The following is a 25,169-nucleotide window of genomic DNA, read 5'->3' as shown; positions in this document are numbered from 1 at the left end:
CTCTTACTAACCCTTAATCGGCAAAGGTTAGAACTAAATTACTTTCTGCAAATGCTTGGCAAGCAAAAATCCAGCCTTGTTGCTGCTCTTTCTCTGTGAGCATGGGTTCAAGATGGTAACTCACTTGCCCTTCTAATTTTCTGCACATACACATCGCGCATGCGCCGACTTGGCAACGGTTTGGGAAATAGATATCGCTGTTGAGCGCAGCATCCAAGACCGTTTGCCCTTTTTCCACGGTAAAACTGATGTTTTCTGGGTATAAGACTACTTGGTAGCTCATGAAATTCCTAGCTGTTCCCAGATGCTATCAATCTTTTTAACGACATCAGGATCTTTTGTGATTGGAACACCCCACTCACGCAGGCATTCGCCTTCCCACTTATTGGTCGCATCTAGACCCATTTTTGAGTGTCCTGTTTCATTCTGTAGGAACAACGTATCTCTAGCCGGATCCATTCTTGTGGTCACCGCCCAAATAATGTCATTCCAATCACTCACGTTGACATCGCCGTCGCACACGATAACAAACTTGTTCTCATCAAATTGAGACCAAACCGCTTCCATGATTTTCTTACCATTACCTGCAGCTTGCTTATCAATAGACACCACAACCATGTTGGCATTATCGTTTTGCAGGTGAACATCAATAATTTCAGGTTGAGTCTTGGTTAACTCAGCTAAGCTGCCCTCTATATGTTCACTATTTACAGGTGCTGATTCGACATCTGGCGATAGTGCTAACTCGGCATCCCACTTCTTAGTGATGTCTAGGCCCATCTTAGAACCTAACCCAACCACAGGTGATGCAAAATCCAATGAATCGATCGGCGTGTGCTCTATCATCAAGCTATCGCGTGACGGATCCATATGTTCACACATAGCAGCGGTCACTTGAGACCAGTCTCGTGCATTCACACCTTCATCGCACACCAATACAAACTTGGTGTACATGAATTGGCGTAAGAAAGACCATACACCCATCATCACTCGCTTAGCGTGACCTGGGTATTGCTTCTTCATGGTCACTACTGCCATTCGGTATGAACAACCTTCAGGCGGTAGATAGAAGTCTTCAATCTCTGGGAACTGCTTTTGAAGAATAGGAACAAACACTTCATTGAGCGCAACACCCAATACCGCAGGCTCATCAGGTGGACGGCCAGTATAGGTGCTGTGATAGATAGGGTTTTCGCGCATGGTTACATGAGTAATAGTGAACACATGGTGCTTTTCTTTCTCGTTGTAGTAACCAGTATGATCTCCGTAAGGCCCTTCGTCCGCGAACTCATTCGGGTCGATGTAACCTTCCATCACGATTTCCGCACTTGCAGGAACGTCTAAATCATTGCTGATTGATTTAACAACCTCAGTTTTACTACCGCGTAGTAAGCCTGCAAACGCGTATTCCGATAAAGTATCCGGCACTGGCGTAACCGCACCAAGAATGGTGGCAGGATCTGCTCCAAACGCTACAGAAACTGGGAATGGTTTACCTGGGTTAGTTTCCATCCAATCACGCAGATCAAGCGCTCCACCACGGTGGGCTAACCAACGCATAATGACCTTATTCTTGCCGATTTTTTGCTGGCGATAGATGCCTAAGTTTTGGCGTCTCTTATTAGGACCACGAGTAACCGTTAACCCCCATGTTAGCAATGGTGCGACATCATCGGCCCAACAGCTCATCACGGGGATTTTATCTAGGTCGACGTCATCACCCTGCCATATCACTTGTTGGCATGCCGCTTTACGAAGACGTTTAGCTGGCATATTTAAGACTTGCTTAAACACCGGCAGTTTATCAAGAGCATCTTTAAAGCCTTTTGGAGGCTCAGGTTCCTTTAGGTAAGCTAACAACTTACCCACTTCACGCAGTTCTTTCACTTCCTGACGACCCATACCAATAGCCACACGATTAGGTGTACCGAATAGATTGGTCAAAACAGGCATGTCATAGCCTATTGGATTTTCAAACAAAAGAGCCGGGCCACCAGCACGTAGAGTACGGTCGCTAATCTCGGTCATTTCATAGTTTGGATCGACTGGGTGAGAAATGCGTTTCAACTGACCAATACTTTCAAGATGGTCGATAAAATCACGTAAATCTTTAAAACTCATAGGACTTCTACATGCTGATTATTCTGCGCTCAGTATATCAAAAAGGGTGACACTGAGATCCCCCTTTTTATTGTGGTTATTGAGAGGCAAAATCCACTTTACGGTAATGCTTGTTCGATCAAAGAGCTCTTCACCTGAGGGTTATCATTCACAAGATCTTGCAACCATCGCGTATGACCTTGCTTGGCTAATTCACGGGCGACTAATGGCGCTTCATCGGCAATCGCCATCCTAGAGACAAGAAACTCCTTCACCTCTTCTGATAGCGGGTTAACTTTAGTAAGCAAAGTAATCGCTTCATCTTTCAAACGAGGGTTCTTAGTCGCAGCCATGACTTGTTCAAGTGCGAACGCTTGTTTGGTTTCAGCAAGGCGGACTAGCTCAGCTTGGCTATGATAATCGGCCTTCATTCGCCATAGAATCTTGTAGACCTCTGGGTCTTCGCTCACTTGCGCTAATCGAACCACAACCTCAGTAGAAGGGAGCCAGCTAACAATAGAGGATGCCGTGAGTTGCTTAGTCAGATAATCAACCGCTTCAGGAGACAGACTATCTAGCTCTCTTATTAACAGAGCTTCTCGCGTTTGAACTTGATGCTCAGGGCCAGATAACCACTCATTAAGGTTGAGCTCCTGCTTTTCTGCATCCAATACAAACACCAGTGTCTTCTGGTCTTGGTGCCATTGCTTGATCAATCGATTAGCAATAGAAGGGTAATTAAAAGCAGGTACCGTAAACTCATAGCCATCACCACGCTCTAATACTTGGTAGGTCGGCGTGATCGCGAGTTGCTGTTCTATGAAGATAGACATCTTAGGGGTGAGAACGATCTTTTGCTGTTCGATCTTCTTCAAGAGCCGGTAACGAGCCACCTCTTGTTGGGGAAATGTCAGACGCTCAAGCGCAAAGCGTAGCGAATTGACTTCGTCACGCACGACAAGCTCGAGTAATTCAGCAGTTTTCAGTTTTACTTGATCATTCTCAAGCCAAGACTCTACTGTAAGTGGAGACATCTCGGTGGCATAGCTCATGCCAACCGGTGAAAGTAACAGTGAAGTAGACAGGAGTAATGATGACAACAGTCCATGTTGCATTTTAACTTCCTCGTAACACTTTTGCTCATTCTGCAAGCTGTCGCTACAAAATGCAAATAAAAAGCGCCACCCGAAGGCAGCGCTTTTTAATAACAATCAGCTAATCAAGACTACTGACGACGCATTGCGTCAAAGAACTCATCGTTCGTTTTAGTCATTGCTAGCTTGTCGATAAGGAATTCCATCGCATCAATTTCGCCCATTGGGTGAACAATCTTACGCAGGATCCACATCTTCTGTAGTTCATCGTTCTTAGTAAGAAGCTCTTCACGACGAGTACCAGAGCGGTTGAAATCAATCGCTGGGAATACGCGTTTTTCCGCAATCTTACGGTTAAGGTGCAGTTCCATGTTACCTGTACCTTTGAATTCTTCGTAGATAACTTCATCCATCTTAGAACCAGTATCAACTAGTGCTGTTGCGATGATAGTTAAGCTACCGCCTTCTTCTACGTTACGCGCCGCACCGAAGAAACGCTTTGGACGATGTAGAGCATTCGCGTCAACACCACCAGTAAGAACTTTACCTGATGAAGGAATCACAGTGTTGTAAGCACGAGCTAGACGAGTGATTGAGTCCAGTAGGATAACCACGTCTTTTTTGTGTTCAACAAGACGCTTCGCCTTCTCGATTACCATTTCTGCTACTTGTACGTGGCGAGATGCTGGTTCATCAAACGTCGATGCGATTACTTCGCCTTTAACTAGGCGCTGCATTTCTGTTACTTCTTCTGGACGCTCATCGATAAGTAGAACCATTAGTTCACACTCAGGATGGTTACGAGCAATGCTTTGAGCAATATTTTGCAGAAGCATTGTCTTACCCGCTTTTGGCGGAGCAACAATCAGACCACGCTGACCTTTACCAATTGGAGAAGCAAGGTCAAGAATACGAGCTGTGATATCTTCAGTTGCACCATTACCCGCTTCCATCACCATACGTTCGTTGGCGTGAAGAGGAGTCAGGTTTTCGAAAAGAATCTTGTTACGAGCGTTATCTGGTTTATCGTAGTTAACCGTATTTACTTTAAGCAGAGCAAAGTAACGTTCGCCATCTTTAGGTGGACGGATTTTACCGCCAATAGAGTCACCGGTACGAAGGTTAAAACGACGAATCTGGCTCGGTGATACATAAATATCATCAGGACCAGCAAGGTATGAGCTGTCTGCACTACGTAGGAAGCCAAAACCGTCTTGAAGAATTTCTAGAACACCATCACCAAAGATGTCCTCACCACTTTTTGCGTGTGCTTTAAGGATGGAGAAGATAATGTCTTGTTTTCTTAAGCGAGCTTGATTTTCAAGACCTAGGCTTTCGCTAAGTTTAACAAGTTCAGACACAGGTCTGTTCTTCAGTTCAGTAAGATTCATAGTGGTGGAAGTTTGTTTAGTCAAAATAGGGTCTGTTTTCTTAAGTTAAGAAGGATTTGGTCACAGGCTCGACCAAGAAGAGAATTTGTTCAATTAACGTGCGATAAATTAGCACTAAAACTAAGACTAGTCCATAGCTTAGAAAAAACAAAACCGCGCATTTGTTAACTGCGCGGTTTCTTTTCAAATACTCACCTGATTATAGGTTAGCGTCTAGGAACTCTTTAAGTTGAGTTTTAGACAATGCACCAACTTTAGTTGCTGCTACGCCACCGTCTTTGAAAAGAAGTAGCGTTGGAATACCGCGAATACCAAACTTTGGTGGAGTACCAGCATTTTGGTCGATATTTAATTTACCGATTGTGAGCTGACCTTCGTACTCGTTTGCGATTTCATCAAGAATCGGCGCAATCATTTTACATGGACCACACCATTCTGCCCAAAAATCAACAAGAACAGGGCCTGCAGCGTTGATTACATCGTTATCAAAACCGTCATCAGTTAGCTGCAAAATCTTATCACTCATCTTCCACTCCAATGTATTTTTTAGAACTGGTTGGATGATAACCAGTAAATAGATGCCCTATTGGAATGTATTTACTTTCGTATTGCAAGCTTAAGCTGATATTCTATAGCAATGAAAAAGACGCATATCACAGAGCAAAAGTTCGCCGACTTGGATTTACTTCCGCAAGTCATTGAAGGATTGGAGAAAAAAGGGTTCGACTATTGTACCCCTATCCAAGCCTTGGCGCTCCCGGTACTGCTCACCGGCCAAGACATTGCAGGCCAGGCCCAAACGGGTACTGGTAAAACGCTTGCGTTTCTTACTGCTACTTTTAATCACCTGCTAAAAACACCTGAGCATGAAGGCCGTAAGCCTAACCAGCCACGTGCAATTATTATGGCACCAACGCGTGAACTCGCGATTCAGATCTACAACGATGCTGACTCTCTGGTTGCAAGCACAGGTATCAAGGCAGCACTTGCTTACGGTGGCGAAAGCTACGACAAGCAACTAGGTAAGATCGAAGAAGGCGCAGATATCTTAATTGGTACGACTGGCCGCATCATCGATTTCTACAAACAAAAGGTATTTAACCTTAACCACATTCAAGCTGTTGTTCTTGACGAAGCTGATCGCATGTTCGATCTTGGTTTCATCAAAGACATCCGCTTCTTGTTCCGTCGTATGCCAGAACCTAAAGATCGCCTGAACATGCTGTTCTCTGCGACGCTGTCTTACCGCGTACAAGAACTTGCGTTCGAACACATGCACAACCCAGAGCATGTCGTTGTTGAACCTGAGCGTAAAACAGGTCACCGCATTCAGGAAGAGCTGTTCTACCCTTCTAACGAACATAAGATGGCTCTTCTACAAACGTTAATCGAAGAAGAATGGCCAGATCGCGCAATCATCTTCGCTAACACTAAGCACAAGTGTGAATCAGTTTGGGGCCACTTGGCTGCCGATGGTCACCGTGTTGGTTTGCTAACGGGTGATGTTCCTCAGAAGAAACGTGAAAAAATTCTTGAGCAGTTCACCAAAGGTGATGTTGACCTTCTTGTCGCAACGGATGTTGCAGCTCGTGGCCTACACATCCCTCAAGTAACACACGTATTCAACTTCGACCTACCTGATGATTGCGAAGATTACGTTCACCGTATCGGTCGTACAGGTCGTGCTGGTGAAAGCGGTCACTCGATCAGCTTTGCTTGTGAAGATTACGCAATCAACTTGCCACCAATCGAAGAATACATTGAGCACGCTATCCCAATGTCTGACTACGATGCTTCTGCACTACTAGAAGATCTGCCAGCACCAATGCGCTTACGTACACGTAACCCGCAACAACGCCGCTCAAACAACAATGGCCCACGCAACGGTAACCGTAAACCAAACCAGAACCGTCGCCCACGCCAACCGCGTCATAACAAGGAAGCTTAGTCGCTTATGAGTCAAACAGTGTCACCACCGCTTTACGCTGCAATCGACCTCGGGTCGAACAGTTTTCATATGCTCGTTGTGCGTCATATCGATGGCAGCGTACAAACCATGGCTAAAATTAAGCGCAAAGTTCGTTTAGCTGCAGGCTTAGATGAAAATAATGCGCTTAGTACTGAAGCCATGCAGCGCGGTTGGGACTGTTTGAGTCTCTTTGCAGAGCGACTGCAAGATATTCCGAAAGAAAATATCCGCATTGTTGGTACAGCGACCCTACGTACCGCTATCAATGTGGATATATTTCTCGAGAAAGCGAACCAGATCCTTGGTTACGACATCAATGTTATCTCTGGTGAAGAAGAAGCTGCGACTATCTATAAAGGCGTAGCACACACTTCTGGTGGCAGCGGCCGCCGACTGGTTGTTGATATTGGTGGCGCAAGCACCGAGATGATCATAGGTGAAGGCTTCTCAGCGAAAGCACTAACTAGCCTGAAAATGGGCTGTGTTACCTGGCTTGAGCGCCACTTTAAAGATCGCCAATTAACCGCAACCAACTTTAACAATGCCATTGAAGCGGCTAAGTCTACGTTGGCTCCTATCCTAGATAGCTACACTGATATCGGATGGGATGTGTGTGTTGGTGCCAGTGGTACCGTTCAAGCACTGCAAGAAATCATGTTGGCGCAAGGCATGGATGAAGTCATTACTCATGCCAAACTTAAGCGTCTACAAAAACAAGCAATGATTACAGAGCGCTTAGAAGAGCTTGAGATTGAAGGCTTAACCCTAGAGCGAGCATTAGTGTTCCCAAGTGGCCTTTCTATTCTTATCGCTATTTTTGAGCTACTTGAAATAGATTCAATGACACTCGCTGGCGGCGCACTGCGTGAAGGCCTAGCCTACGAGATGGTGGATGAACTTCGCCAAGAAGATATTCGCGCTCGTACCATCAAGAGCGTGCAATCACGCTACCAAATGGACGTAAGCTACGGTGAACAAGTTGCTGTAGTCGCACAAACTCTGTTAGAGCAAGCGGGCGCCGAAACATGGGTTTTTGAACCTCAAGCAGGTGTGCTATTGCAAACTGCAGCTAAGCTTCATGAGATTGGTTTAACGATCGATTTCAAAAAAGGCGGCGAGCACAGCGCTTACCTACTGCAAAACTTAGACCTGCCAGGCTTTACTCGAGCGCAAAAGCACTACTTGGGTGAGTTAACTCGCCGCTACCGTGAACAGTTAACCTCATTGCCAGAGCAACATGCAATCTCAGGCACCAGTAGCAAGCGTATTTTGCGAATTCTGCGCTTAGCCATTTTGCTGACTCACCGTCGCAATCCAGCGCTAGAGCCTGAGTTTAAGCTTGCAACCGATGGTAACAACCTGACCTTGACGCTTTCTAAGCAATGGCTAGCAGAAAACCCGCTTACCGCTGCTGAGCTAGAGATCGAATCGAATAGACAAACCGATATTGGCTGGCCATTGAATATTGAATGCCTCTGATATTAGTATCTGACGCTAGATGTCTCGTCCTAAAATACGTTGACAGTTTTTCTACTAAGCCAACAGCGTCAGCTGTTGGCTTTTTTCATGCACCTCATTTGGAGTTTTCATCCTGAGACTAAGGTGCGGCCTCATGTTGTTATAGGTACTTATAGACTCTTTTACTAGTTGTTTAAGCTCTCCGAGGTTTTTACACTTATCAAGTAAGAACTCTTGTTTCAGGATTCCATTTATCCTCTCTGCCAAGGCATTTTGGTAGCAGTCATAACCATCTGTCATCGAAGGCATTATGCCGCTACTTTTCAACTTATCTTGATAAACACCTGAGCAATACTGCAGACCACGATCTGAATGATGGATACAAGGGCGATGATATCGACGCCCTTTGATAGCCATATCCAGCGCTTTCACGACATCCGTCGCTTTCATTTCATTGCTCAGCTCATAGCCCATTATTTTTCGACTAAACGCATCCGTAACCAATGATAGGTAGTGAACCCCTTCATCAGATTGAACATAGGTTATGTCGCTCACCAACACACTCTCCGGACTACATGGTTGGTAGTCCTTTAATAAATTCGGGTGTTTCTTCATCCAATGTCTACTATTGGTCGTTTTTGTAAAACTACGTTTAGGTCTTATCAATAATCGTTCATCGCGTAAGTAGTTGAAAAGCGCATCTCGACCTAACTTGATACCTTGTTCTTGTAGTTTGGGTTTAAGCAAAAAATAGAGCTTTCTAGTACCAACCCGAGGCATATAGCGCCTAATATCCAACACCATTTTTTTAATCGGTTTAAGCTCTAACTGACGATGATGAATTCGCTTCTCTCGTTGATAAACACTCTGCCTCGTTATACCGCATAGCTTACATATTCGAACTAAACTTATTCCTTCCTGTTTTTGAAGGCTTCTTGCTCCTTGGCTAGATACTTTTTTCTGAGACTGGTTCCGTGCTCAGCATCAAGAATATCAACCACTCTATTTAAAAAGAGATTCTTGATTTTTTCGTCTTCTAACTCTTTCTCAAGACGTTTTATTTTCTGTGCAGGTGATTCTTTAGGCTTAGGTGATTGGTGCATGGCATTCATCCTTGGATTTTGCGCCCAATCCATCTTACCGTGCTTTCGAAGCCAGGTTAAAACGGTTGAGCGGCCTTGGATACCATAAATGGTTTGGGCTTGTTTATATGTCATATCGCCTCTTTCTACAGCAGCGACAATCTGTAATTTAAAGCCTAGTGTGTAATCACGCTGAGTGCGCTTAACATAGGTACTATTTGAAGTAGTCATAATTCGTCCTCAATGTGTAAACACATTTCAGGACGGGACAAGAAATTAAAAAAGGCCAAGTTAGTAAACTAACTTGGCCTTTTTCTTATCGCTGCATTAATGCTTTGCGTTACAAGTCTCAAACTTAAGCGTTCACACCTGTCGCTTTAAAGTCAGGGTTCACTGCTGTTAACTTCTTAACTACGTAATTTAGAAGCACACCGTACATTGGAACAAACAGACCTAAGCTGATGATGAGTTTGAATCCGTAATCAACCAACGCAATTTCAGTCCAGTGCTCAGCCATGAATGGATCTGGGCTTTGGTAGAAAGCAATCGCAAAGAACGCGATGGTATCAATGGCATTCCCGAATAACGTTGAACACGTTGGCGCAACCCACCATTGCTTCATTTGGCGTAAGCGGTTGAACACATGCACATCCAAGATCTGACCAAGCAAATAAGCCATGAAGCTTGCTGCTGCGATGCGTGCAACAAACAGGTTGAACTCGCCTAGTTGGCTAAAGCCTTGGAATGAACCTTCAAAAAACACCACAGACAATAAATAAGAAACGGCCAGTGCTGGCAACATCACTAAGAAAATGATTTTACGAGCAAGCTGCGCGCCAAAGATGCGTACGGTCAGGTCGGTCGCTAAGAAGATAAACGGGAAAGTGAAAGCACCCCAAGTGGTGTGCATACCGAAGACGGTAAAAGGGAGCTGAACCAAATAATTGCTTGATGCAATAATGATCAAATGGAACAAAACTAATAGTGCTAGGGCTTTGCGCTGTTGCGCAGGGGTAAAGTTACTCATGCTGTACCTTTTTAGTTTGGTTTGGGGGTGAGGGAACCCAAATCGAGTCATTTCTTCGAATAATCCAAGAAAGCTCTTACCAATAATGTGAATTAAAAATGTTTCTATAATTTGCTCTATTGAGCGGCGGGCGATTATACATTAATCAATATTGGCTGCAACGGTGAGAACAAACGCAAACGTTTATCCTCACTTTTATTGATGAATGACGTTAGAAGCCAAGTTTTAAAAGCCAGGTTAGAAGCTACGTTTCAGAAGCCATGCTAAAAGTTAGAAACCACGCTTGAAAAGCGTCGCGAGATAATCGAACTCTTCTCGGCTTTCTTCAGCGTTTAACGACTCAAACCAAATTGATTCGCTGTAATGCTCAGACTTTAAAAACATTCGACAATCTTCAAAATCAATCAACCAAGAATGCATATCGGCGTCCCATTGCTTTTCAACAACAGAAGCTGACAGCAATGCCACCAGCTTTTCACCTAGCACTTCATAAGAATCAAAATCAAAACTTGGAGACGTAATCAATAAACGCCCTTCCTCAGCCAAATACTCTCTTAAGCCAAATTCTGTTGGTGTTGTCATGTCCCTATCAACCTTATTCTTTTTCTATAAGCCAATCGTTTTTACAAGCTAGTCGTTTCTGGCAAGCTAGCCGTGTGTGGTGATGTGTTCTTGAATCAAATCTAAGAATGGGTCTGCGTACTTATCAAGTTTACGCTGACCAACGCCATTGACTGCCAGCATCTCGCCATAAGATGTGGGTAATATTTCAGCCATATCAATCAGCGTCGCATCACTGAATACCACATAAGGTGGCAAACCATCTTCATCTGCAATCGACTTACGCAGCTTACGCAGTTTGGCAAACAGCTTCTTATCGTAATTCTTGCTGCTTAGTTTATCGGACTTAGCATTACGCACTGCGGTATCTAAACGAGGTACAGCCAACTCCAAAGACATCTCACCACGCAGTAGCGGACGCGCTTCTTCTGTTAGCTGTAATGTTGAGTTACGAGTAATGTTCTGGAACAGCAAGCCTTTGTGAATTAACTGACGGAAGATACTGATCCAGTAATCATGGCTGTGGTCGCGGCCGATACCGTAAGTAGACAGCTTGTCGTGACCATTATCGCGTACACGGATGTTCTGCATACCGCGCATCACTTCGACCACATAGCCCATACCAAACGACTGATTAACTCGGTACACACAAGACAACGCCTTCTGTGCCTCTTGGGTCGCATCAAAGTGTTTTGGTGGGTCTAAGCAGATATCGCAGTTGCCACATTGCTTCTCGCGATATTCGCCAAAGTAGTTGAGCAGCACCTGACGACGACACGTTTGTGCTTCGGCAAAGGCACTCATCGCGTTCAGCTTGTGCATCTCAACTTGTTTTTGCGGGCCTTCTTCTTTCTCATCCAGCATACGACGCAGCCAACCCATATCGGCCGGGTCAAACAACATCATCGCTTCAGCAGGTAAGCCATCACGACCTGCACGGCCTGTCTCTTGATAGTAAGATTCGATGTTACGTGGAATATCAAAGTGCACCACAAAACGTACATTGGGTTTATTGATGCCCATACCAAACGCCACAGTCGCCACAACGATCTGAATATCATCACGTTGGAAGGCTTCTTGAACGTAAGCACGTTCGTCGGTGTCCATGCCTGCATGGTAACCCGCTGCGCGAATACCGTTATTGCACAGCTTCTCGGTCACCATCTCCACTTTCTTACGGCTGCCACAATAGATGATGCCGCAATTGCCTTTCTGCGTTTCTAGGTAGCGAACCACCTGAGACACGGGTTTGTGCTTTTCAACCAGGTTGTAGCGAATGTTAGGGCGATCGAAGCTGCCTAAGTACGTGTGCGGCTCCACCAGCTGCAAACGCGAGATAATATCTTTGCGCGTCGCATCGTCAGCGGTTGCTGTCAGCGCCATATAAGGCACATGCGGGAAATACTGTTTAAGCTGACCTAGCAAAGCATACTCAGGGCGGAAATCGTGTCCCCACTGAGAGATACAGTGTGCTTCATCCACCGCAATCATCGAAAGCGGTAAGCCTTGTAAGCGCTCGATGAAATCACGCATCAACACACGCTCTGGTGAAGCATAAACCATCTTCAATTGGCCTGAGTTCATGCGGTTGAACACGCTCAACAGTTGATCGCGTGGCATCGATGAGTTTATGCATTCAGCCGCCACACCATTAGCTTTCAATTGGTCAACTTGGTCTTTCATCAATGAAATGAGCGGTGAGATAACCAAAGTCAGCCCATCACGCACTAAAGCCGGGATTTGGTAACACAGAGACTTACCACCACCGGTTGGCATAATCACCAAGCTGTCTTTGCCTTCAACAGCTAGGTCTATGACCTCTTGCTGACCATCACGAAAGCTTTGATAACCAAAGACATCTTGTAAGATATCTTGCGCATCATTCGCGGGAGTTGGTGTTTGCTCAGCAATCAGAGTGGCGGTCATTGTGGTTCCTAATCAAGGTATAAAGTCAGCGTGCAGCATTGGCAAGCAAGGCGCACATTGTAGAGGGGAACGCTGGCGAATTAAACCGCAAATTGTTAGGTGAAAAGGGTTAACGCTCCTATACTGACCAACTCTCTTTATAAATCTTATTAATAAGCACTCAGTGCTAGAGAAAGTTACATGACACAGGAAGAACAACAACGTACGCGCCAGGGAGTTTTGCTTGCCGTTGCCGCTTACACCATGTGGGGAATCGCTCCCATATATTTCAAATCTTTAAGTGAAGTATCCCCATTTGAGATTCTTAGCCACCGTGTAGTATGGTCTTTTTTCCTACTCGCTTTTCTACTGCACATGAGTCGTGGCTGGCGTAAGGTTCGAGATACCCTGACCTCTAAACCAAAAATGCTCTATTTAGTCGCCACTTCGATTTTAGTGGGCGCCAACTGGCTTATTTTTATTTGGGCGGTGAATTCCAATCACATGCTCGATGCCAGCTTAGGCTATTACATCAACCCGCTGATTAACGTGTTACTCGGGATGTTCTTCCTTGGCGAACGCTTACGCAAGATCCAATGGTTTGCCGTTAGTCTTGCTGCGATTGGCGTGATAATTCAATTGATCGCATTTGGCTCTGTGCCGATCGTTGCCATTGCCCTAGCCTTCAGCTTTGGCTTCTATGGCTTGTTACGTAAAAAGGTTAGCTTGGAAGCTCAAACTGGCTTATTCATTGAGACGCTGGTGATGCTGCCTATCGCCGCAACGTACTTATTGTTTATCGCAGACAGTGCAACGTCAGATTTCTCGATGAACCCAATGCAGCTCAATCTATTATTGGTTGCAGCTGGTGTGATCACCACGGTTCCACTGCTTTGTTTTACTGGAGCAGCAACCCGCTTGAAGCTATCGACACTCGGTTTCTTCCAGTACATCGGCCCAAGCTTAATGTTCTTACTGGCGGTCCTTATTTACGGTGAAGCCTTTACTTCAGATAAAGCGATTACCTTCGCCTTTATTTGGGGCGCTCTGGTGATTTTCAGCTTTGACGGCCTACGTAACAACAAGAAGAACAAACGCGCTAAGCAGTCACACTGATCGTTTTTTACAAGACAATCCCTTAATACGAAGATAAGCTTGGTTGAATTGATGACTATTTGACCAAGCTTTTTTGTACCATGGATAAAGTCCACTATTACTCTACCCCCACAGAAGATATCAGCCTGATACAAGCTCAGTACCAAGAGTTTGCCTTTCAGCGCCACTATCATTTGGACTTTCACATTGGCTTAATTACCCAAGGACAGCAGAAATTCGTCTATAAAGGGACGAGCCATAATGTTGGTGCTGGCCAAGTTGTTATCATGCCACCCGATGAACTGCATGATGGGCACTCCAAGCTCGATTCAGGTTATCAAGTCAGTGTGTTTGCGGTTTCTCCCCAATGGTTTCAAGATCTTGCCGATCACGGTAAAAATGGTCACGATTTGAGCTTTTCCGAGTTGATCCTCTCCGATCAAGCGACCTTTTTACAATTACGTAACCTACACGGACTGCTCATCAACCCAAACATCAGCCAACTTGCTCAAGATTGCCTACCATTCGAAGGTTTTTCGACGATTGTTGATCGTTACGCGCAATTTGGATCGAAAACAGAGGTGCAGCTTGGTACCCAATCGATGTACACACTCAAAGACTATTTGATGGCAAACCTCGACCAGCCCGTACGACTCGAACAGCTGTCTGAACTGTGCGATCTCACCACGACTCAATTCCAACGCCATTTTAAAAACAAAATGGGTATTACGCCTTATGCATGGCTGAGCCGTTTACGCATGGAACAAAGCATGCGCCTGATTAAGTCTGGGATATGTGGTACTAAGGTTGCGCACCAAGTAGGCTTCTATGATCAGGCACACTTCTCTAAGGCTTTCAAAACCACGTTCGGCGTACCACCCTCACAAATCAACTAAGTGTTGATAATTTACAATTGCTCGATTTCAAATCACGGTAAGCTACGCTCAATACGATTACTTATTTAAAAATAGCGGCAACGTTATTGAGAACTGACGATGAACGAAGTCACCATACTGATCACCCTAGCCTCTATCCACTTCATCGCTTTGATGAGCCCCGGCCCTGATTTTGCGTTAGTCGTGCAAAATGCGACGCGTCACGGACGCCAGACAGGCTTGTACATTGCGCTTGGTTTATCTTGCGGGATCTTGCTGCACTCATTGCTAAGCCTGACGGGAATCAGTTACCTAGTCCACCAACAACCGACATTATTTGCCATTATCCAACTAGCCGGCGGTAGCTACTTGCTGTACTTAGGCTACGGTGCACTTAAAGCAACCTGGCAAATCATTCAGAACCACGATGATGATGCCGATATCGTCAATTCCAACGATCTGATTCTGACCAATAAGCGTCAGGCATTTTCGAAAGGGTTTGCGACCAATATTCTCAACCCAAAGGCTTTGGTGTTCTTTATCAGCTTGATGTCGAGCCTAGTGCCTGCCGACATGTCTCTGTCAGGTAAAGGCTTTGCGCTTATCATCCTGTTTGGTCTGTCTCTATTTTGGTTCTCACTACTGGCGTGGATGCTTTCGACCAAGGCATTACAAAAGAAACTCAGCGAAGCAACAGTATACATCGATGGCTTATGTGGCGTGGTATTCAGCCTTATTGGCGTGAGTATTCTTTGGCAGTCGCTGTCCGGTTTAATCGCTTAAATTCGAATCAAGATTACAATTCGTTAACAACAATCTGGCTATCTCATCTTTCCACTGCCAATCTAGCTCTGCATATTAAAAGGAGAAGATCATGCAGTGGAAAACAAAACTAACAACCCTCGCCACTTCTACCCTACTTTTTGCCTCTCACGTCAGTTGGGCAAATCAAGCTGCCGATTCTGTCGCACCCGAACAAAGTAGTGGTTTAGAAACCAAACAGCTCATTAAAGCCAACGATTGGATGGTCACCGCGGCCAACCCATTAGCAACACAAGCTGGAGCTGATGTGCTTGCTCGTGGTGGTAACGCGATAGATGCCATGGTTGCCGTGCAACTTATGCTTGGCTTAGTGGAACCTCAGTCATCCGGTATTGGTGGCGGCGCGTTCCTTGTTTATTTTGATGGCAAGGACAAGCAACTCAAAACCTACGATGGCCGTGAAACCGCGCCGCTTGATGCCACACCACGTCTATTCCAAGACGAAAACGGCCAACCGCTTAAATTCTATGATGCCGTGGTTGGCGGTCATTCTGTTGGCACGCCAGGCACAGTGCAATTACTGTGGGACACTCACCAGAAGTACGGCAAGCTCGAATGGGCGTCACTGATTAAGCCTATTGCTCAGCTGGCTGAAGAAGGTTTTACTATTAGTCCACGTTTAGCCACCTTGATTAAGAATGACCAAGAACGTCTAAGCCGCTTTGCCACCACCAAAGCCTACTTCTTCAATGCCGATGGCAGCCCGAAAACCGCTGGCACGCAACTTAAAAACCCAGAATACGCGGCAACGTTAAACGCTATCTCGAAGGAAGGTGCTAAGGCCTTCTATCAGGGTGAGATCTCTGCCGATATCATCAATACCGTGCAAACCGCGAAAGGTAACCCGGGTGTATTGGCACAGAAAGATTTCGACGCGTATTCCATCAAGCAACGTGAACCGGTTTGTTCTGCTTATGAGAGCTATCAAGTATGTGGAATGGGGCCACCAAGTTCAGGTGCATTGACGGTTGGACAAATTCTCGCGATGACCGAGCAGTTTGATCTTAAATCATGGGGACCGAACGACGCAAAATCTTGGCAAGTGTTAGCAGACGCTTCTCGCCTAGCCTTTGCTGACCGTGGTATGTACATGGCAGACCAAGATTACGTGCCAATGCCAACCCAAGGGTTAGTGAATACTGACTATTTGCAGGAACGTGCTCAGTTAATTACCGCAGGTAAGGCATTAGACAGCGCGCCATCGGGCACCCCACCGTGGGATCATGCAATGCAAAGAAGCCAAGATGTTTCTATTGAATTGCCGTCCACCAGCCACTTCAATATTGTTGATAGCGATGGCAATGTCGTGTCGATGACCACCACTATTGAGAATGCCTTTGGTTCACGCTTGATGGTTAGAGGTTTCCTACTCAATAACGAACTAACAGACTTCTCATTCAAGACCCATAACGATGGTAAGCCTATCGCCAACCGACTTGAACCGGGTAAGCGTCCGCGCTCTTCAATGGCACCGACCATCATCATGCAAGACGATAAACCTTACATGGCAATTGGCTCTCCGGGAGGCAGCCGTATCATAGGTTATGTGGCACAAGCGATCATTGCTCATACCCAATGGGACATGGATATTCAGCAAGCCATCAATCAACCACACTTCCTAAACCGCTTCGGTACCTTAGATTTGGAAAAAGGAACATCAGCGGAAAACTTCAAACCTGAGCTAGAAAAGATGGGATTTGAGGTCAACGTTCGCGATCTTAACTCTGGTTTACACGCGATTCGCATCACAAAAGATGGTTTAGAAGGCGCTGCAGACCCTCGTCGTGAAGGTGCAGCTATTGGTCAGTAGGGAATAATCCTCCCTTTTTACTCGCGGCCTTGTGCGAGATCTCTCACAAGGCAGTGAGTAAATATCGATATTTGATGACGAAATTAGTCACCCACACACCGTAACTAGTTGAAATAAAAAGATACGTATATTTATCATTCAAATAATTATATAGAAATTCGCTTATGCACCATTGCTGATAAATAAGGAATCGGTAATATGAATGGTGTCGGAAGGATGCTGACACGGAACAGGAAACGCCAAGGACTTGGTTATCTTCAGGATGAAGATTCGATTACTCAGGATGAATAATCGGCATGGATAGCGAAATGGACATGGAATGGACGCAATAGTAACTAGGATGGTTGCTACTAAGGAAAGACAATGGACACCTCTGGACGAGGAAAGGACTGAACATCAGGATGATGTAAAGGACACCGCTCAAGGAACAAGTGACGCGCGCTAACGAGGATTGTTGGCAGATCAGGATAAGATCAAGGACACCGCTAGGAAGGCGACGAAAGGAATACGCTGAAGGATAACAGCACACTATCATGGATTTGATGCATGGAGCACACTTAGTAGCCGGATTGCTGCGAGTAAGACTATAGACCCCGATGAGCGCAAGCTCTCGGGGTTTTTCTTTATCTGTCATCCCGCCTTTTCTTCCCCTAAAACAAATAAATCAAAGACCTTTGATTACAATTCTGACATTTAAACCATTCACTTCTTAACCACTTCCGAGTAACGTAAGTTGAACTAGGCTCAACTAGTTTCATAACCATAATTAAACTAAGGACAAATTCATGTCACACGTTACCTTCAAAGGCGCTGCTGTACCGCTAACAGGCACATTCCCACAAACTGGCGAACAAGCACCAAGCTTTGCACTGACTGCAGGCGATCTTTCTGAACTGACTCTTGCTTCTCTTGAAGGCAAGAAAGTAGTTCTAAACATCTTCCCAAGCATCGACACAGCAACTTGTGCGACAAGCGTACGCACGTTCAACGCAAAAGCGGCAGAGCTTGAGAATACGGTTGTTGTTTGTATTTCTGCTGACCTACCGTTTGCTGCGGGTCGCTTCTGCGAACTAGAAGGCATTGAAGGCGTTCAACACGCCTCAACTTTCCGTTCTCCTGCATTCGCATCAGACTACGGCGTAGCGATTGCTGAAGGCCCACTATCAAGCCTAACAACGCGCGCAGTTGTCGTTGTTGATGAAAAAGGTGCGGTAACACACAGCGAGTTGGTTGCAGAGATCACTGAAGAACCAAACTACGAAGCGGCACTTGCAGCACTGTAAGTCTCACTTTTAGGCAGCAATGCCTTAAGCTCGTATTAACCTAATTGAGGTCGGTACAAAGCAATAAAAAGAGCAGCCATTGGCTGCTCTTTTAGTTTTTAATAATGAACGGTTATTAAATGCTGAAGTAATAGATTAAAGCTGCTCTAATCGAGCGTAAGCCGTTACTAACCATTTAATCCCTTCACCGTTAAACGCGACTTGAACTCGGCTTTGTGGGCCACTTCCCTCGAAGTTGATGATAGTACCTTCACCAAACTTAGGGTGCTTAACGCGAGAGCCCAAGCTAAAGCCTGTTTCGTTAAAGTTCTCTTTCACGGCGGTTTGGCTAAAGCGACCACTGCTTGCAGGGCGACTCACTTGTGCTTTCATACGCACTTCATCCAGACATGTCTCTGGTAACTCACGAATAAAGCGTGATGGTTTGTGGTACTTGTCCTGACCGTACAAACGACGCATCTCAGCGTAAGTGATGTAGAGCTTCTCCATTGCACGGGTCATGCCTACGTAACACAGACGACGCTCTTCTTCTAAACGCCCCGCTTCTTCTGCAGACATCTGGCTTGGGAACATGCCTTCTTCAACGCCAACCATGAATACCATTGGGAACTCTAGGCCTTTGGCACTGTGCAGGGTCATGAGCTGAACCGCATCATCAAACTCATCAGCCTGACCTTCACCCGCTTCCAAAGCTGCATGAGTTAAGAATGCCGTTAGCATACTCATTTCATCCGCTTCTTCTGGTTTTTCAAACTGACGCGTTGCCGTTACCAATTCTTCCAAGTTCTCAATACGAGCCTTCGACTTCTCGCCTTTCTCTTGCTCATACATCGCAAACAAGCCAGACGATTTGATCACGTGGTCGGTTTGCTCATGAAGTCTCAGTTCGATGGTGTCATCCTCAAGTGCATTGATAAGCTCAATAAAGCGGCTCAAAGCACCTGCAGCACGGCCTGGTAACACTTGTTCTTCTATCAGAGCAACACTGGCTTCCCACATGGTTGCACCACGATCACGCGCTGCAAGACGAATCGTTTCTAGCGTTTTATCGCCCAAGCCACGCGTTGGCGTATTAACGACACGTTCGAACGCCGCATCATTACTGCGATTACTCATTAGGCGCAGGTAGCTCAAGGCATCTCTGATTTCCTGACGCTCGAAGAATCGCATGCCGCCGTAGATTCGGTAAGGTAAACCACCTTGAATCAAAGCTTCTTCAAGAACACGAGACTGGGCATTATTACGATAAAGCATTGCAGTATCTTCTAGCGCACCGCCTTTCTCCTGCCACTCTTTGATTTTGCTAACCGTGAAACGCGCTTCATCTAACTCGTTATAAGCAGAGTAAACAGAGATTGGCTCGCCATCGTTACCATCGGTCCACAGCTCTTTACCCATACGCTCGGTGTTGTTCGAGATAAGCTCGTTCGACGCCTGCAGAATGGTTTTGGTTGAACGGTAGTTTTGTTCGAGTCGAACCGTTGAAGCGCCTGGGAATTCATCCAAGAACTTCTGAATATTTTCAATTTTAGCGCCGCGCCAACCATAGATAGATTGGTCATCATCACCCACGATCATCACACGACAATCCGAGCCTGCCATCATACGTAGCCAAGCGTATTGGATATTGTTGGTATCTTGAAATTCGTCGACAAGAATGTGCTTGAAGCGAGCTTGGTAGTGCTCGCGGATGTGTTTCTTATCACGCAATAGTTCATGCGATCTCAACAAGATCTCAGCAAAGTCGACCAAGCCAGCACGATCACATGCCTCTTGGTAAGCCGAGTAAATCTTTAACCACGTTTGAGTTATTGGATCATGGTAGGCGTCAATGTGATTTGGGCGCAGCCCTTCGTCTTTCTTGCCATTGATCCACCAAGAAGCTTGCTTGGCTGGCCACTGCTTTTCATCAAGGTTTTGCGCCTTGATTAAGCGACGTAGTAAGCGAATCTGATCATCTGAATCAATGATCTGGAAGTCTTCTGGCAGTTTTGCATCTAGGTAGTGAGCACGAAGAATGCGGTGACAGATACCGTGGAAGGTGCCGTTCCACATGCCTGACGAGCTGCCCATCATCAACTCTTCAATACGACCACGCATCTCTGCTGCCGCTTTGTTGGTAAAGGTAACCGACATGATAGAGAACGGTGATGCTTGCTCTACGCTTTGTAACCAAGCGATACGATGCACCAACACTCGCGTTTTACCACTGCCAGCACCTGCCAGAATTAGTAGGTTTTCTAAAGGTGCTGCGACCGCCTCACGTTGCTTGTCGTTTAGGCCATCGAGTAAAAGCGAAGGATCTATCATTGGATATGCTCACTACTGGGTATTTATACATAAAAGTCGATTATAACCTAAACACTAGGCTGCGTTTAGGATAATAAGAAGAAAAAACAATCAAAAATTAACACCATAAAATCAGCAACTTAAAAGATAACTCATCATTAATATTGATATTTCTTATAATGCCGTGAAATTATTTCCTGGTTCTTCCTATCCTTTTTAGTAAGCAAGTTAACAATTCATTAACCTGCGATATAAAAATACTATTAAGTCCTAGAGGGAATGACTATGAAAAATTCTAATCTTGCTGTTACAGCTGCAATCACAAGTGTACTAGCGTTCGGCGGTGTAGTTCTTACATCAGCACCTGCGGAAGCAGCAGCAAAAGAAAAATGCTACGGCGTGGCAAAAGCTGGCCAAAATGATTGTGCAACTAAAACAAGTTCATGTGCGGGTACAGCCAAAGAAGACAACCAATCCGATGCATTCGTAGTCGTGCCTAAAGGACTATGTGGCAAATTAACTGGTGGTAACACTCAATCATCATAATTGAGCTGCTTAGTATGGTGGGCTGACCTTCAGCTCACCTCCACTTCCGATTAGGAGAACCGTTGTGACTCAAACTCTTCACCCCAATGCAGGGGTTGGCCTTAGAACACCGCACTTGGACTTCTTCAGCCAAAATCCATCTCTAGTGAGTTGGTTAGAGGTGCACAGCGAGAACTACTTTTTAGCTCAATCACCGCAACGCCAACAACTCAGAGAAATTCGTAACGCACACAGCATAAGTTGCCACGGTGTTGGATTGTCTCTAGGTTCTGTTGAGCGCATCAACCCAAATCACCTACTGAAGTTGAAAGAACTCGTCGATGACATCGAGCCGTTCTTAGTTTCTGACCACCTCAGCTGGAGTCAGACTGGCGGGCATTACTTCAATGACTTGCTACCGCTACCTTATACCGAAGAAGCGTTAGAAGTCTTCTGTCGCAATGTCATCGAGGTTCAAGACAGCCTGCAACGCCCTATGCTGATTGAGAACCCATCGAGCTACCTTACCTTCAAGCATTCAACCATCCCAGAATGGGAGTTTTTAGCCGAGGTACAGAAGCGTACTGAGTGTCGTCTACTGCTCGATTTCAATAATATTTTTGTCTCATCTTTTAATCACGGCTTCAGCTGTGAAGAGTACTTAAGCGGAATTCCGGCAGACAAAGTGGAAGAGATTCACTTGGCAGGTTTTACCAAAAAGAAACTCGAACAAGGTGAGATCTGGATAGACACCCACAGTAAACCTGTCTGTGACGAAGTGTGGCAACTCTACACTGACTGGATAGCACTACATGGTTCACGCCATACCTTGATTGAGTGGGATCTAGATATCCCAGAACCACAAGTCTTATTGGCTGAAGCAACCAAAGCCAGCGATATCTTGTATCAACACGACAAGTTAAACCAAAGGAGTCGCGCATCATGAGCCACTCCCTATCAGATGTTCAGTTGGAGTTTGCTAATGCCCTACGCTACCAAAACAATGGTGAGCACTGCGACATAGTGAGCGACCATTTTACGGATGAACAGCGAATCCAAATTTACCGCAACAACTTTGTGATTAGCTTGAGCGAAGTGCTGGCAGCAACCTACCCACTCACTGAAATGTTGGTTGGCGAAGAGTGCTTCCAACAGATGGCTCGTCGACATGTCTTAAGTCACCCATCAACCTCTGGTGATGTCAGTGGTTACGGAGAACATTTTGAACAGACTATCCAAGCCTTTCCTGCCGTTATTGAGGCTGCCCCTTATCTCGCTGAAATGGCTTTGTATGAATGGAAAAAAGATAGCTTAGCAAGATGTGTTTCAGAATCACATGTCGACCGACGCCCTCTTTCTTGTTTAGCTGATGTGCCACAAGAACAGCAAGGCGCTTTGGTCTTCCATCTCCAAGATTCAATAACGCTAGTCATTTCTAGCTATACGATTATCGCGCTTGAGCAAGCTATCTACCAACAACAACTCGATGGGTTAGACATCAACCAACCTGAATTTGGGGTGTTAATCCGAGCGGAGAATTCACAGGTTGAGGCCCATCGTTTGACGCAAGAAAGCCACCAACTATTAACCGAATTTCAATCGGGTCAAACGCTCTCAGCGATAGACCCTTTACTACTACAACATCTGAATACTGTCATGGCACTGAACGTCATCTCAGGCTTTTCAATCAATGCCGAATTGGAGACATAATATGGATAACAACACAGTCACGAACATGATGGCTCAATACGACAATTTGATTGAGAAATCACAGGCACTTTTTGTTCCCGTACTACTTCTGTTTTGTCGTCTATGGGTGGCTTGGGTCTTCTTTAACTCAGGGCTCACCAAGATAGCCACTTGGGATAGCACCCTTTACTTGTTTGAATTGGAATACCAAGTGCCTCTTTTGCCTTGGGAATTGGCCGCTTACATGGGTACTGCCGCTGAATTGATTCTGCCGGTGTTCTTAGCGCTTGGTTTATTAACACGACCTATGGCTGCGGTGTTGTTCGTTTTCAATATCATTGCTGTCGTATCATACCCTGTATTGTGGGCACAAGGCTTCTATGATCATCAACTTTGGGGATTAATGATTCTTATCGTCGTGGTATGGGGAGCTGGACCATTTTCACTTGATAGAATCTTAAAATCCCAATTCAAAAGCTAAACCTCTTTTCCATGGCCTCCTAATTTACATAGGTCCAAAACGCAAAAAACCACTCAATTGAGTGGTTTCTTTTTATCTGGGATAAACTACTTGTTTAGAAAAGCTTGTAGCTCTTCAGCAGAGATACCTTGCTCGGCTAGCTCTTTTGCTAGTAGCTGAACCTGTTCACCCTTACGAGACTCAATTACATGCTGAAACTGATAAATAATATCTCGCAAAGTATCAATTGGAACTTGTTTTGCCGCACTGCGAATACGCTCTTCACTTTGGTTTCCTAGCTCTTTAAGCAGTTTACCAAACATAACCTTTTCAGGTGCATCTTCCATTTGTTCTAAGACGCGCGCCATTTCGTAGGTTGTTAATGACATTACAGTATTTTCCGTTGGGGACTAACGTTTCAATGAGTGACAAATATACCATGTTTTAAGGTTTCGCAAACCGCCATTTGTATATTTTGTCACCCTTGAGACTTATGCCTTAGCAAACGTCGTGTGCCACGACTTACCTGCTTTACTCGCAAGCACTAACAATGCCGGAACAATAAGGAACATTTGTAGCGCAATCATCACCTGAGACGTTAAATCAAGACGTTGCATGGTACCAACAAGCAGCCCTGAACCGCTCATTTGGAACAAGCCAAGCAACGCAGCTGCTGTACCCGCACGGTCACCGAAAGGTTCAAGAGCCTTACCAGCAGCAGCACCGAGAATCCAAGCAAAACCCACTGAAGATAAGAAGATTGGCAACATGAATGCGATCGCTGTCGCTTGATCAGCAAGCACCAACATAATCACCCCAGCTAAGCCAAGCGTTGAAATACCAACAACCAGGGCTTTGTAGGTACCAAAGCGATCCATAAACTTTGGCGCTGTGAATGCTGCGATGATATTAATTGCCGCGTTTACACCAAACCAAAAGGTAAATTCGTTCATCGTCAAACCTAGGTTCTCCATCAGTACAACCGGTGCAGAGGTAACATAAGCTAGGATTACCGCCATCGCCATCAAGCATAAAGTGGCATGGAAGATAAATGACGGTGTTTTCAATACCGACCAGTAACGTTCAAGTTTGAACACCGCAACCTTTTCTGTCGCAGGGTTAGACTCTTTCATTTGGAAGAATAAGATAGTGCCCACAACGACAGCGAAGCCTGCCATAAAGCTGAAGTTCGAACGCCAACCAAATTGATGAGTCAACCAAGCGCCAAGAATCGGAGCCAAAGCAGGAATAAAACAGATTGCACCATTAAGGTAGCTGATCATACGGCCACTCTTCTGCGGGCCAAATAGATCGCGAACCGTTGCAAAAGCTGCTACAGAAGTCGCACAAGCTCCTAAGCCTTGTAGCAGCCGAGCTATTAGCATCATATCAATCGTTTGAGCTGCCCACGCCAAGCAAGCACTCAATGCATAGATACTAACACCTCCCAATGCAACGGTTCGACGTCCTAACTTATCAGCCAAAGGGCCTGCAAATAATTGCCCGACACCCATGGCGAATAAAAACCATGTAATCGTATCTTGTGCTAGTGCGTGTTCCACGTGAAACGCTGTTGAAATTTGTGGCAGAGCTGGAAGATAAATATCTATAGCCAAAGGGCTAAATAGAACCAGCATTGCCAATAAAGCAACCTGCAGTTTACTAGGGGTTGGAAGCGCGTTAGAAGGCACAAGATTCTCCGAATGAGTTAATTTAGGTGCATAATAACCAACT

The 25,169-nt window shown here is 45.4% G+C and carries 23 protein-coding genes; 11 read left to right on the top strand and 12 right to left on the bottom strand.

Features of this window, described 5'->3' with window-relative positions:
- Positions 1–13: 13 nt before the first annotated feature.
- The 5 genes from OCV44_RS00305 to trxA all read right to left on the bottom strand — a co-directional run bounded on the left by OCV44_RS00305 (position 14) and on the right by trxA (position 5,111).
- Positions 14–283 (bottom strand): 2Fe-2S iron-sulfur cluster-binding protein, encoded by a 270-nt coding sequence (locus OCV44_RS00305; RefSeq protein ID WP_017081534.1) that lies wholly within the window; start codon positions 281–283, stop codon positions 14–16.
- On the bottom strand, positions 280–2,121 hold the full coding sequence (ubiD, locus tag OCV44_RS00300) for a 4-hydroxy-3-polyprenylbenzoate decarboxylase (protein ID WP_139686180.1): 1,842 nt from the start codon (positions 2,119–2,121) through the stop codon (positions 280–282). The genes OCV44_RS00305 and ubiD overlap by 4 nt, the downstream gene beginning before the upstream one ends.
- 98 nt (positions 2,122–2,219) lie before the next feature.
- Positions 2,220–3,215 (bottom strand): hypothetical protein, encoded by a 996-nt coding sequence (locus OCV44_RS00295; protein WP_139686181.1) that lies wholly within the window; start codon positions 3,213–3,215, stop codon positions 2,220–2,222.
- A 110-nt stretch (positions 3,216–3,325) separates the two neighbouring features.
- On the bottom strand, positions 3,326–4,585 hold the full coding sequence (rho, locus tag OCV44_RS00290; RefSeq protein WP_009848197.1) for a transcription termination factor Rho: 1,260 nt from the start codon (positions 4,583–4,585) through the stop codon (positions 3,326–3,328).
- Between the two features lie 199 nt (positions 4,586–4,784).
- Complete coding sequence (trxA, locus tag OCV44_RS00285) at positions 4,785–5,111, bottom strand: thioredoxin TrxA (RefSeq protein WP_009848196.1); 327 nt, start codon at positions 5,109–5,111, stop codon at positions 4,785–4,787.
- Between the two features lie 111 nt (positions 5,112–5,222).
- On the opposite strand from trxA, the gene rhlB reads away from it, so the two are divergent.
- Positions 5,223–6,533, top strand: coding sequence for an ATP-dependent RNA helicase RhlB (rhlB, locus tag OCV44_RS00280; RefSeq protein ID WP_009848195.1), 1,311 nt, complete (start codon positions 5,223–5,225; stop codon positions 6,531–6,533).
- A 6-nt stretch (positions 6,534–6,539) separates the two neighbouring features.
- On the top strand, positions 6,540–8,033 hold the full coding sequence (gene gppA, locus OCV44_RS00275) for a guanosine-5'-triphosphate,3'-diphosphate diphosphatase (RefSeq protein ID WP_139686182.1): 1,494 nt from the start codon (positions 6,540–6,542) through the stop codon (positions 8,031–8,033).
- Between the two features lie 54 nt (positions 8,034–8,087).
- Here gppA and OCV44_RS00270 read toward each other — a convergent pair.
- The 4 genes from OCV44_RS00270 to recQ form a co-directional block, all read right to left on the bottom strand.
- A protein-coding gene (locus tag OCV44_RS00270) for an IS3 family transposase (RefSeq protein WP_139686333.1) occupies positions 8,088–9,325 on the bottom strand; the annotation gives its coding sequence in 2 pieces (ribosomal slippage) (positions 8,088–8,953 and positions 8,953–9,325; 1,239 coding nt in all).
- A 124-nt stretch (positions 9,326–9,449) separates the two neighbouring features.
- Complete coding sequence (locus OCV44_RS00265) at positions 9,450–10,121, bottom strand: 7-cyano-7-deazaguanine/7-aminomethyl-7-deazaguanine transporter (RefSeq protein WP_009848193.1); 672 nt, start codon at positions 10,119–10,121, stop codon at positions 9,450–9,452.
- A 270-nt stretch (positions 10,122–10,391) separates the two neighbouring features.
- A complete protein-coding gene (locus OCV44_RS00260) occupies positions 10,392–10,703 on the bottom strand; it encodes a DUF3630 family protein (RefSeq protein WP_009848192.1) in 312 nt (103 codons plus the stop codon).
- Between the two features lie 66 nt (positions 10,704–10,769).
- Positions 10,770–12,608, bottom strand: coding sequence for an ATP-dependent DNA helicase RecQ (gene recQ / locus OCV44_RS00255; protein ID WP_009848191.1), 1,839 nt, complete (start codon positions 12,606–12,608; stop codon positions 10,770–10,772).
- A gap of 180 nt (positions 12,609–12,788) precedes the next feature.
- Between recQ and rarD the strand changes: the two genes are divergently transcribed.
- The 5 genes from rarD (at position 12,789) to tpx (ending at position 18,472) form a co-directional block, all read left to right on the top strand.
- Entirely contained in the window at positions 12,789–13,703 is a 915-nt protein-coding gene (gene rarD, locus OCV44_RS00250) for an EamA family transporter RarD (protein WP_139685931.1), read from the top strand.
- 80 nt (positions 13,704–13,783) lie between these two features.
- Positions 13,784–14,578 (top strand): helix-turn-helix transcriptional regulator, encoded by a 795-nt coding sequence (locus OCV44_RS00245; RefSeq protein WP_139685932.1) that lies wholly within the window; start codon positions 13,784–13,786, stop codon positions 14,576–14,578.
- Between the two features lie 99 nt (positions 14,579–14,677).
- Positions 14,678–15,340 (top strand): LysE family translocator, encoded by a 663-nt coding sequence (locus OCV44_RS00240; protein WP_054548411.1) that lies wholly within the window; start codon positions 14,678–14,680, stop codon positions 15,338–15,340.
- A 91-nt stretch (positions 15,341–15,431) separates the two neighbouring features.
- Positions 15,432–17,189 (top strand): gamma-glutamyltransferase, encoded by a 1,758-nt coding sequence (gene ggt, locus OCV44_RS00235; RefSeq protein ID WP_139685933.1) that lies wholly within the window; start codon positions 15,432–15,434, stop codon positions 17,187–17,189.
- A gap of 785 nt (positions 17,190–17,974) precedes the next feature.
- Positions 17,975–18,472 carry a thiol peroxidase gene (tpx, locus tag OCV44_RS00230; protein WP_139685934.1) on the top strand — a complete coding sequence of 166 codons (498 nt, stop codon included), beginning with the start codon at positions 17,975–17,977 and terminating at the stop codon, positions 18,470–18,472.
- A 135-nt stretch (positions 18,473–18,607) separates the two neighbouring features.
- Here tpx and uvrD read toward each other — a convergent pair whose 3' ends face one another.
- Positions 18,608–20,782 carry a DNA helicase II gene (gene uvrD, locus OCV44_RS00225; protein WP_139685935.1) on the bottom strand — a complete coding sequence of 725 codons (2,175 nt, stop codon included), beginning with the start codon at positions 20,780–20,782 and terminating at the stop codon, positions 18,608–18,610.
- 264 nt (positions 20,783–21,046) lie between these two features.
- Here uvrD and OCV44_RS00220 point away from each other — a divergent pair, with 264 nt between their 5' ends.
- The 4 genes from OCV44_RS00220 (at position 21,047) to OCV44_RS00205 (ending at position 23,456) form a co-directional block, all read left to right on the top strand.
- On the top strand, positions 21,047–21,307 hold the full coding sequence (locus OCV44_RS00220) for a BufA1 family periplasmic bufferin-type metallophore (protein ID WP_139685936.1): 261 nt from the start codon (positions 21,047–21,049) through the stop codon (positions 21,305–21,307).
- A gap of 64 nt (positions 21,308–21,371) precedes the next feature.
- On the top strand, positions 21,372–22,232 hold the full coding sequence (bufB, locus tag OCV44_RS00215; RefSeq protein WP_139685937.1) for an MNIO family bufferin maturase: 861 nt from the start codon (positions 21,372–21,374) through the stop codon (positions 22,230–22,232).
- Positions 22,229–22,996 carry an HvfC/BufC N-terminal domain-containing protein gene (locus OCV44_RS00210; protein WP_139685938.1) on the top strand — a complete coding sequence of 256 codons (768 nt, stop codon included), beginning with the start codon at positions 22,229–22,231 and terminating at the stop codon, positions 22,994–22,996. The genes bufB and OCV44_RS00210 overlap by 4 nt, the downstream gene beginning before the upstream one ends.
- Before the next feature lies 1 nt (position 22,997).
- A complete protein-coding gene (locus tag OCV44_RS00205; RefSeq protein ID WP_139685939.1) occupies positions 22,998–23,456 on the top strand; it encodes a DoxX family protein in 459 nt (152 codons plus the stop codon).
- Between the two features lie 86 nt (positions 23,457–23,542).
- On the opposite strand, the gene tsrA is transcribed toward OCV44_RS00205, so the two are convergent.
- Both tsrA and OCV44_RS00195 read right to left on the bottom strand, forming a co-directional pair.
- The gene (gene tsrA / locus OCV44_RS00200; RefSeq protein WP_139685940.1) at positions 23,543–23,824 is read right to left on the bottom strand and encodes an H-NS-like global regulator TsrA; all 282 of its coding nucleotides are present in this window, start codon (positions 23,822–23,824) and stop codon (positions 23,543–23,545) included.
- Between the two features lie 102 nt (positions 23,825–23,926).
- Entirely contained in the window at positions 23,927–25,126 is a 1,200-nt protein-coding gene (locus OCV44_RS00195) for a multidrug effflux MFS transporter (RefSeq protein ID WP_211349776.1), read from the bottom strand.
- Positions 25,127–25,169 lie beyond the last annotated feature (43 nt).

Origin of the sequence: Vibrio tasmaniensis, from assembly GCF_024347635.1 — a bacterium.
Lineage (GTDB): Bacteria > Pseudomonadota > Gammaproteobacteria > Enterobacterales > Vibrionaceae > Vibrio > Vibrio tasmaniensis.
This window is presented reverse-complemented; position numbering and strand designations above follow the sequence as displayed.